We start from the raw sequence: 293 nt of genomic DNA on the forward strand, positions 1-293 counted from the left end.
TTGAACTCTTCGGTGGTCCCCAAGACCTTGGCAATATCGTCACCTCGAGAACCTGCTGCCTCAACACGCTTGCGAGGTACGCTTAGCCACGATACGAACTTCCAGACGCCTTCGTCCTTATGATCCAGGACAAACTTCAGCGTCTTGTCGAAGTCCTCATCATCCTTGCCCTGCAGCACAATCATGAAGCCGTCGCAAGTGATGGCGTTGATCCAGTTCTCGGCATCCTTTTGCAAGGCCTGGCGGGTACCTTCACCATCCCCCATGACATCAGGCAGCACTACGACTACCTC

At 54.3% G+C, this 293-nt stretch carries 1 protein-coding gene; it reads right to left on the reverse strand.

Features of this window, described 5'->3' with window-relative positions:
* A partial coding sequence (locus tag VJI94_RS08195; protein ID WP_324008996.1) for a hypothetical protein occupies nt 1-293 on the reverse strand: 293 nt, incomplete at both ends.

Origin of the sequence: Parvimonas sp. D9, from assembly GCF_035282565.1 — a bacterium.
Lineage (GTDB): Bacteria > Bacillota > Clostridia > Tissierellales > Peptoniphilaceae > Parvimonas > Parvimonas micra.